The organism is Nitrospirota bacterium (genome assembly GCA_016212215.1).
Classification (GTDB): Bacteria; Nitrospirota; 9FT-COMBO-42-15; order HDB-SIOI813; family HDB-SIOI813; genus JACRGV01.
In genome coordinates this window covers 1-8,665 of sequence record JACRGV010000063.1, presented here as the reverse complement: position 1 = coordinate 8,665, position 8,665 = coordinate 1, and the positions used below count along the sequence as shown (strand labels likewise).

9 protein-coding genes are annotated in these 8,665 nt (G+C 42.6%); 5 read left to right on the top strand and 4 right to left on the bottom strand.

Features of this window, described 5'->3' with window-relative positions; translation table 11 throughout:
- Positions 1-163: 163 nt before the first annotated feature.
- From HZA08_05715 to HZA08_05705, 3 genes are all read right to left on the bottom strand, one after another.
- Positions 164-850: a hypothetical protein gene (locus HZA08_05715; protein MBI5192923.1), complete on the bottom strand. Its 687-nt coding sequence runs from the start codon at positions 848-850 to the stop codon at positions 164-166.
- Complete coding sequence (locus HZA08_05710) at positions 792-1,946, bottom strand: ATP-binding protein (GenBank protein ID MBI5192922.1); 1,155 nt, start codon at positions 1,944-1,946, stop codon at positions 792-794. Before HZA08_05710 ends, HZA08_05715 begins: the two co-directional genes overlap by 59 nt.
- Positions 1,947-2,191: 245 nt before the next feature.
- On the bottom strand, positions 2,192-2,584 hold the full coding sequence (locus tag HZA08_05705) for a helix-turn-helix transcriptional regulator (GenBank protein MBI5192921.1): 393 nt from the start codon (positions 2,582-2,584) through the stop codon (positions 2,192-2,194).
- 192 nt (positions 2,585-2,776) lie between these two features.
- Between HZA08_05705 and HZA08_05700 the strand changes: the two genes are divergently transcribed.
- From HZA08_05700 to lpdA, 5 genes are all read left to right on the top strand, one after another.
- On the top strand, positions 2,777-3,769 hold the full coding sequence (locus tag HZA08_05700) for a polyprenyl synthetase family protein (GenBank protein MBI5192920.1): 993 nt from the start codon (positions 2,777-2,779) through the stop codon (positions 3,767-3,769).
- A 32-nt stretch (positions 3,770-3,801) separates the two neighbouring features.
- Positions 3,802-4,320, top strand: coding sequence for an AmmeMemoRadiSam system protein A (gene amrA / locus HZA08_05695; protein MBI5192919.1), 519 nt, complete (start codon positions 3,802-3,804; stop codon positions 4,318-4,320).
- A gap of 153 nt (positions 4,321-4,473) precedes the next feature.
- Complete coding sequence (locus HZA08_05690; protein ID MBI5192918.1) at positions 4,474-5,799, top strand: DUF1015 domain-containing protein; 1,326 nt, start codon at positions 4,474-4,476, stop codon at positions 5,797-5,799.
- Between the two features lie 127 nt (positions 5,800-5,926).
- A complete protein-coding gene (gene ilvE / locus HZA08_05685; protein ID MBI5192917.1) occupies positions 5,927-6,811 on the top strand; it encodes a branched-chain-amino-acid transaminase in 885 nt (294 codons plus the stop codon).
- Positions 6,808-8,226, top strand: coding sequence for a dihydrolipoyl dehydrogenase (gene lpdA / locus HZA08_05680; GenBank protein ID MBI5192916.1), 1,419 nt, complete (start codon positions 6,808-6,810; stop codon positions 8,224-8,226). Before ilvE ends, lpdA begins: the two co-directional genes overlap by 4 nt.
- Before the next feature lie 13 nt (positions 8,227-8,239).
- Here lpdA and HZA08_05675 read toward each other — a convergent pair whose 3' ends face one another.
- Positions 8,240-8,380, bottom strand: a complete 141-nt coding sequence (locus HZA08_05675) for a hypothetical protein (protein ID MBI5192915.1) — start codon at positions 8,378-8,380, stop codon at positions 8,240-8,242.
- Positions 8,381-8,665: the final 285 nt, after the last annotated feature.

The following is an 8,665-nucleotide window of genomic DNA, read 5'->3' as shown; positions in this document are numbered from 1 at the left end:
CGGCCATCTTTGTGTGCTCCTCAATCGCAACCCCTCAGCGTAGATTCAACTACGCCTTCGGGTTTGCTCAATCGGTCGCACTCAAACCTGACCGAAATCTGAGCGCCTAAATGCACAACTTATTTCATGACAGACCCTTAGACGCCGGGGATGAACCCCGACGCTACATTTTTACTGCTTTCTTGTGGCTGGCTATGAGTTCCTGAAACCTTTTCTCCAATAGCGTCCGGCGTCCCGGGGAATTAATTCGTTGAATCATTTGCTTTACACCTTTTATATTGAATTTTCGCGGGAGTTCCAGCTCAGGCAGACAACGAAACAATTTTGACTTTGCCGGTCTCATGTAGAGAAAATCTATTAGGGCCTTTTCCGGTACTGCCATCTTAATTCCAGACTTGCCGACCGGCGCATAGCCAAAGAAAAGTGATGGATCAATATGATGAATAGAGAACGTCCCCAGAGATGTTTTGAAAACATGTGTTCTTGCCGGAGATACAGAATATGTAACTGCCGGGATTTGAGAAATCATGCCATGATAATAAAGTGCACTCTGCAGGGATATGTAACTTGGAAAAGGAGCAGTAAGATACCATATCGTCCCAGACAGAATCTGAATCATACTGTTTCTGATAGTCCGGTGGAAGATAAGAAGATAAGACAGTACCTGGCTTTTGAATATGTCAAAGATAACAGACATGACATTTGATTCAGACTCACGAAGCCGGCTATGTGATCCACAATACTTGTAGTTGTCATATATGTCAACTACAGGTATTATGAGTTGAAGGTTTTTATTGTTGAGATAAGAACATTTGCAGGAACTCCTGCCAGGGAAGGCATTCAATGCCATTAACTTCATACGGACGATCTGAGGTTGTAATACAAATCCCCCGTGAACCTTTGTACTCTCCCAGAAAATTGTAAAGCCCACGAAGGTCTGATGAACGAATCTGACTCTTGCTTTTAATCTCAACTGCCAGGAGTTCATGTCCTGTTTCAAGGACAATGTCCACCTCTGCTCCCTGGCTGGTTCGCCAATAGAACATAGGCCAGTCTTTTTCTGAGTAACGGTTCAGACGGTAAATCTCAAGAAGGATGAAATGTTCAAAAAGCCTTCCGTACAAATCAGTACCTTTGACCGGTTCGGCCTCCAGACGCCGGCAAAGTGCATTAATGACTCCCAGATCAAATAAATAATATACAGGATGGGAGACGAGCCGCTTTCGTGCGCTTTTCAGATAAGGCTGGAGGGGGAAAGCAATAAGAGTATCTTCAAGTACCTGATAGTATTCCTTTATAGTTTTTGAAGCCACCCCTGTTTCCCTGGCAAAGTTATTATAGTTTACAGACATCCCGCTTTGATCTGCCGCAAGCTCAAGGAAACGGCTGAAGGCTGGAGTATTACGGACTATTGCCTCTGCAAGAATCTCTTCCTTCAGGTATGTTTCCGTATATGCCTTGAGTGTCCTCACCTTATCTCTATCATCCATTTCAAAGATGACGGGTATAGTTCCATACCTCAACACTTCTTTTAGCTGGAAGGCATCCCCAATTTCAAAATATGTCAAAGGAAAAAGGTTAAATGACCATGCCCGTCCGGCCAGGAGGTTTACCTGTGCACGTTTCATCTTCCTTGCACTTGAACCTGTCATAATAAAAGTAAGCCGTCCTTTATAGGTTTCTATCATTGCATGGATTTGATCCAGAAGAAGCGGGAGTTTTTGGATTTCGTCAACAAACACAACCCCGCTGGAATGTTTCCTGAGCCAAAATTCAATTTCCTGATGAAAAAGGGCCGGATCCCTTGAGTACTTAACATAAGTCTCTATTTCAAGAAGGTTTACGGAAAAATGTGGTGTTCCGGAAGAGAGGATGGTTTGAACCAATGTAGTCTTCCCGGTTTGCCGTGGCCCAAATAGAAAAAAACTGTGTTTTCCTATTGGCATATTTATTAGACGTTTAAACATCTTTTATGGTAAGCAGTGTTATTTACCTGTCAGGTTAAAATTACATGGTAATTATAACTTATGGTTTTATGATGTTCAAGAGGGGCATAACCCTGTGGTCTATAAATTTTTTAGGAGACGGCCTCATAAATAAGACAACAAGTATCAACATGCCAATAACCACAAGCAATAAAGTCCAGGTTCCGGCACGGGGGTATTTGCTGTGTCTGGGAGCTATACAAACACTATTTATTATTCTTCTGAAGTGTCTCTGCAGCAGCTTTTACAAGCCTGACCAGGTTTGCCCTGAATTCCTTATCAGGTATCAATCGCAGATATTTGATTATCTCCTTTTCTTCCTCTGCAAGCCCTTTCTGGTAGTATAAAGGCGGGTGTTCTTCTATCCTCTGGATGTCTTCAAAAAATGTTTTCACTGGTACTTGCAATACACCGGAGATTTGAAGTAGCCTCTCCACATTGATCTTATTCTCACCCTTTTCATATTTCTGTATCTGTTGGTAAGATACGCCTATCAGCTCTCCAAGTTTTTCCTGTGATAATCCAAGATATTTCCTCAGATATTTTATCCGTTTTCCTACAGAAAGCCCCCGCATCACCTCATATTTTTCTTCTTTCATATTGTAGGAGATTACAACCTTTAAGTTCTGAAAGTCTATAAACTATAAGTTGTTAATGCAGCAATATTAATACAACCAATACTTGCATCAGAGTAGATGGTTTTTAATAGAAGATTTTCAGTTTTTCAGATTTCACTTTACTCTTGACAACTACTGTTGTTGTAGCCTACTATTGACGCCGTGAGGACTGCATTGAAAACTTATGCAAAGTTGACTATGGACGATGTCTGGTATCAATATGGGGAAGACCTCCGCCGTGTTGAGGATCAGATCCGAAAGGACCTGAAATCAAACGTCCCTTTAATAGATACTATCAGCACATACATTTTTAAAAGCGGGGGCAAACGTTTCAGGCCATTACTTTTAATACTTACCTCTGAGATTGCAGGATATAGCGGAGATGCAAGGATAGAGCTTGCCAGTGTAATAGAACTGATCCATACTGCAACCCTTCTCCATGATGACGTGCTGGATGAGGCACATATCCGCCGGGGCAATAAGACTGCCCGCATGTTATGGGGAAATCAGGCCAGTATTCTTGTCGGTGACTACCTATATACAAAGGCCCAGTGCAACATCGTCTCATTCCGTAATCATGAAATAAACGAGGCAGTGGCGGATGCTACAAGGGCTATGACAAAGGGCGAACTCGCCCAGCTCCAGTTTAACAGCGACCTCTCCATCACAGAGGCGGATTATCTCGATATTATTGCAAACAAGACCGCATCCCTTATCTCTACAGCCTGCCGAATCGGAGGAATCCTTGGCGGGTGTACCCCTGAAAAAAAGGAGATGATAGAGTCATTCGGCTGGAATATCGGCATGGCATTTCAGGTATCAGATGACACGCTGGATTATGCGGCTGATAAAAAGAAACTTGGAAAGACGATTGGGAAAGACCTTCAGGAGGGCAAGGTTACCCTTCCGCTTTTGACACTCCTCCAGAGATGTTCAAAAGAAGAGGTGTCTGTAATAGAACAGGTTATACGGCTTTCAGATTTTTCAGAGGAAAATCTCGGTCTTATTTTAAAGTTAATGAACAAGCATGATGTTATTAATTATTCATTCGACAAGGCAAGGGAATATGTTGAAAAGGCTAAGAAGAGTCTCCTGATGTTTGATGACTCCACTCACCTGCAGGCCCTTTTTACAGTAGCCGATTATGTGGTTGACCGTGAATTGTAATCAAACCTAAGTCTGAAACTTTAAAAAAATATATGGTACACACAGTTCACCCGCTTGTTTTATTGGCAAGAGAGGCAATCAAGACATACCTTGAAAAAGGTGATGTGTTAAGAGTGCCATCTATGTTAACAGATGAAATGCAGGAGGAGCATGGTGTCTTTGTATCCCTCAAGATAAAAGGGAGGTTACGAGGGTGCATCGGGACTTATGAACCCTCATGTTCTAATGTAGCTGAAGAGGTTATCCATAACGCCATAGGCTCTGCAACAAGAGACCCAAGGTTTATGCCGGTAACATTATCTGAATTAGAGAATATTGATATTTCCGTAGATGTACTTACTGCACCTGAACGTATAAAGTCTGCGGATGAATTAGACACTGTAAAATATGGTGTTATTGTTAAAAGCGGTTATAAGAGAGGACTGCTGCTTCCGGCTATTGAAGGGGTTGATACTGTGGAAGAACAGATTGAGATTGCAAAAAGTAAGGCCGGCATTACACATGGTGAAGCAATAGAACTATTCAGGTTTGAGGTACGGAGATTCAAATAATAAAAACAAAAATAATTTTCCTCCCCTTTACAAGGGGAGGTTAGGAGGGGTAGTTTTTGCCTCAGAAAAATCACCTCCCCTAACCCCTCCTTGTTAAGGAGGGGAATGCGTAGAACCAACAAATAATACTTAACTATTAAGAGAGGGCAGAACATGGCAGAGATAATCCCATTTAAAGGCATCCTGTACAATCAGGAAAAGATCAAAGACATAACTCAGGTTGTCACACCGCCGTATGATGTCATATCGCCGGATGAACAGGAGAAATTCTATAACAGGCATGAAAATAATATAATCAGGCTTGACCTCGGGAAGGAGTATCCTGATGATAATGAACAGAAAAACCGCTACACAAGGGCGGCAGGCCACCTTTCCAACTGGCTCTCAAATGAGATACTGATAAAAGATAATGCACCATCCATATATTATTATGACCTGACTTATACTCTTAAAGACGCCACTCAAAAGGTCATGAAGGGTTTTATTGCCTTATGCAGGCTGGAAGACTTCAGCGCAGGGGTAGTTGTTCCGCATGAATATACGTTATCCAAACCAAAATCAGACAGGCTGAACCTGCTTCGTGCCTGCTCTGCCAATTTCAGCTTTATATTCTCACTTTACTCTTCCGGCAGTAAGATAAATAATGCGTTTGCTGAAAACATTGGAAACTCAGCCCCGAAAATAGATGTGCTGGATGACAATAAATACAGACACAGACTCTGGTCAGTATCAGACCCGGCGGTGATTAATCTGGTCCAGCAGGAGATGAAAAACCAGACCGTCTATATCGCTGACGGACACCACAGGTATGAGTCTTCCCTGAATTACAGGAATGAGTTGAGGGAAAAAGGGACTATAACAGATGCAAACCATCCGGCAAATTACATCATGATGTATTTTGCAAATATGGATGAACCCGGACTTACCGTACTCCCGACCCACAGGTTATTGCACAGCCTTCCTGCGGATAAACTACAGAATCTTACAGACAAACTTGCATCAAACTTCAATCTTCAATACTTTAACTTTGAACAGGCCGGCGAATCAACAGCAAAACAGCAGTTACTCGCTACAATGAAACAGGCAAAATCAGATGAGCACCTTTTCGGGATGTATTTAAATGGAGACAACCGCTACATACTGCTCTCTCTTAAAAACGAGTCACTGCTTGAGAAGAGGTCATCAGATAAGCCGATTGCATGGAGAAGGCTTGACGTGGCAATACTGCAAAACTTTATCCTTGAAGACATACTTGGACTGAGTGAGGATTCTATAAGAAAACAGGAAAACCTTACTTATGTTAAAGATGATGATGCCATCAACAGAGTCCGTGATGGCAAATGTCAGATAGGATTTCTCTTAAATGCCACAAAGATTGAAGAGATAAGGGATGTGACAAATACAGGTGAGCGTATGCCGCAGAAGTCCACATACTTTTATCCAAAATTTCTGACAGGGCTTGTGTTCAATAAATTTTGATTTTAGATGTTCACCCGAAAATAACCCCATCCCCACCCTAACCCTCCCCTTGAAGGGGAGGGAAATTTCCTCTCCCTCAGGGAGAGGATTAAGGTGAGGGTGGGGTTTTTCACTATTAAATAGGAAGATGTTAATCTATATCAACGGAAGCTTAATCCCCGGTTCAGAGGCAAAGGTATCTGTCTTTGACCGGGGATTCTTATATGGAGACGGCGTATTCGAAACACTCAGGTCTTATAATGGTGTCATATTCCATTGTGACGACCATTTAGAACGATTGTTTGAATCTGCTGACGGCATTTCTCTGACATGCCCTTTTACAAAAGAATATCTTAAAGAGGCACTATACAGGACGTTAAAGGAAAATAATCTAAAGAATGCCTATCTCAGACTGACCATTACACGCGGAGAGTCCGAACCGGGACTTGAGATTGTTCAATCCATTGAACCCACTGTAATAATCATCCCGAAGGAGTTTAACGGCTACCCTGAAAGCCTCTATTTAACAGGCATTCATGCCGCAGTCGTAAATACAAGACGCACACCCCCTTCCTCACTGAACCCTGCAATAAAATCAATAAACTTCCTGAATAACATAATAGCAAGGGCAGAGGCCAAAGCCCTTGGCGCAACAGAAGGGATAATGCTCAGCACAGAAGGATATGTTGCTGAAGGGACAACAAGCAATATCTTTATAGTCAAAGACAGCATCATCAAAACACCTTCATTGGAAACCGGCATCCTTAATGGGGTAACAAGGTCTGTTGTTATAAATCTAGCAAGGGAAAATCAGATTACAGTAATTGAGGAGCCATTTTATCCGGATGAACTTTACAATGCCGATGAATGTTTCATTACAAATACTACCTATGAAATCATGCCGGTAACCAGATTGAATGGACGCAGCGTAGGGAATGGCAGGCCGGGTGAGATTACAAAGAAATTAATCACATTATTTAAGGCCAACTTACTATTGACTCAGTCTTTTAAAACTGTTATCGTGCCATTATGACAAACAATACAAAAGAGTTTGACCTTGCTATAATAGGTGGCGGGCCTGGGGGATATGTAGCTGCTATAAAGGCGGCACAGCTCGGACTCTCTACATGTCTGATTGAAAAAGACAAAGTGGGCGGCACCTGCCTGCACAGGGGGTGTATCCCGACAAAGTCTCTTCTTTATTCTGCATATTTATATCATCTTTCAAAACGGTCTCAGGACTTCGGGATTAAGTGTGAAGGTGTGACAATAGATTTCCCTCAGGTACGGAAAAGAAAAGAGCTGGTGGTAAATAAACTCTACAATGGTGTTAAGGGACTTTTAAAGAAGAACCGCGTAGAGGTTGTGGAGGCTGAAGGACGGCTGTCTGGGCTGTCTGCAAAGGGAAAGATACTACTGTTTAATGATGGTAATGAAACAGGTGAATTAAGGGCAAAAAAAATTATTATTGCCTCCGGTTCAGCCCCATTGGTCCCCTCATGGCTTCCATTTGACAGGATAAATGTTCTTTCCAGTGATGAGCTCCTGGAGCTGGACCATATCCCATCATCACTTATAATCGCAGGTGGCGGCGACATAGGCATCGAGTTTGCCTATCTCTTCAATACATTGGGTTGCAGCGTAACAGTAGTTGAGATGAAGGAAGGTATATTACCGTTTGAAGATAATGAGATAAGCACTGTGCTTCAAAAACAACTCACCCGGAAAGGCATAAAGATACTTACAGAAACTATGGTTGAACATGTAAGTTCCGACAATAACGGCGTTACTGTTGAGATAAAAAGGAAAGACGGGCAGAAAGAGACCATCACTGCTGAAAAGATGCTGGCCGCCCTCGGAAGAAGACCCGTGGCGGAAAAGATTGGCACAGAACTCTTAGGGATTGAACTTAATAACAGATTTATAAAAGTTAATGGAAATTTTGAAACCACTGCAAACGGAATCTATGCAATCGGAGACATTGCAGGCCCTCCCCTGCTTGCACATGCCGCCTCTCAGGAGGGGATTCTTGCAGTACACCATATAACAGGAAAAGAGGTTCACCCCTATAATCCTCATTTAGTACCGCGAGTCAACTATTCTCATCCTCAGGTAGCAAGTATAGGACTGACAACAAGAGAGGCAGAAGAAAAAGGATATGACGTTCAAACCGGCAAATTCCCCTTCGCTGCTAACAGCAAGGCGATCATATCAGGAGAAGAGATAGGCGGCTTCGTTAAAATAGTTGCTGATAAAAAATATGGAGAGGTACTCGGAGTTCATATAATCGGCCCTGAGGTATCTGAATTAATCGGCGGCCTTTCCATGGCCATGTCCCTCGGAGCCACCCACTTCGACATCTCCAACACCATCTTCCCTCACCCTACACTTTCTGAGGTAATTAAAGAAGTTGCCCATGCGGTTGAGGGGCAGGCGATACATATATAAGGTGTAACCATTCTTATTTGAAAAACTTCTTCAAATATTCTTCTTCCTTACCCTGTTCCACGAGATAAAATTCCATGCTATCATTTATCTGACCGAATGGAAGCACCGCCTGTTCATAGTGATGAATAGCCTTCTGTTTTTTCTGTTCAGTCATAATGTTCATGACCTTCTGCTTGTAAACCGTGTCTGTATTTCCTGTCAAATGCTCACCCTTGCTTTCAAGGATATAGACAAGCTCCAGTTCTCCCTTAATGTAAGCGGTTAATTAACCCCATCTTCACAGGTTGAGGGGAAGATGACATGATGGTATCCAACAATGAAAGGAGAGCCGTCATGTCAAATTATTTTGAAGAGTGTAGTGAAGTAGGGGATAGTGATAAGGGCAAGTTCTGGCAGGTGCATATAGAGGCATGGAAGCAGAGCGGTAAGACACAGTCTG

Excerpts from the sequence above, each read along its gene's own strand:
- HZA08_05715 (MBI5192923.1), bottom strand. The coding sequence starts at position 850 with ATGGCATTGAATGCCTTCCCTGGCAGGAGTTCCTGCAAATGTTCTTAT.
- HZA08_05710 (MBI5192922.1), bottom strand. The coding sequence starts at position 1,946 with ATGCCAATAGGAAAACACAGTTTTTTTCTATTTGGGCCACGGCAAACC.
- HZA08_05705 (MBI5192921.1), bottom strand. The coding sequence starts at position 2,584 with ATGAAAGAAGAAAAATATGAGGTGATGCGGGGGCTTTCTGTAGGAAAA.
- amrA (MBI5192919.1), top strand. The coding sequence starts at position 3,802 with ATGGTACACACAGTTCACCCGCTTGTTTTATTGGCAAGAGAGGCAATC.
- HZA08_05690 (MBI5192918.1), top strand. The coding sequence starts at position 4,474 with ATGGCAGAGATAATCCCATTTAAAGGCATCCTGTACAATCAGGAAAAG.
- ilvE (MBI5192917.1), top strand. The coding sequence starts at position 5,927 with ATGTTAATCTATATCAACGGAAGCTTAATCCCCGGTTCAGAGGCAAAG.
- lpdA (MBI5192916.1), top strand. The coding sequence starts at position 6,808 with ATGACAAACAATACAAAAGAGTTTGACCTTGCTATAATAGGTGGCGGG.
- HZA08_05675 (MBI5192915.1), bottom strand. The coding sequence starts at position 8,380 with ATGACTGAACAGAAAAAACAGAAGGCTATTCATCACTATGAACAGGCG.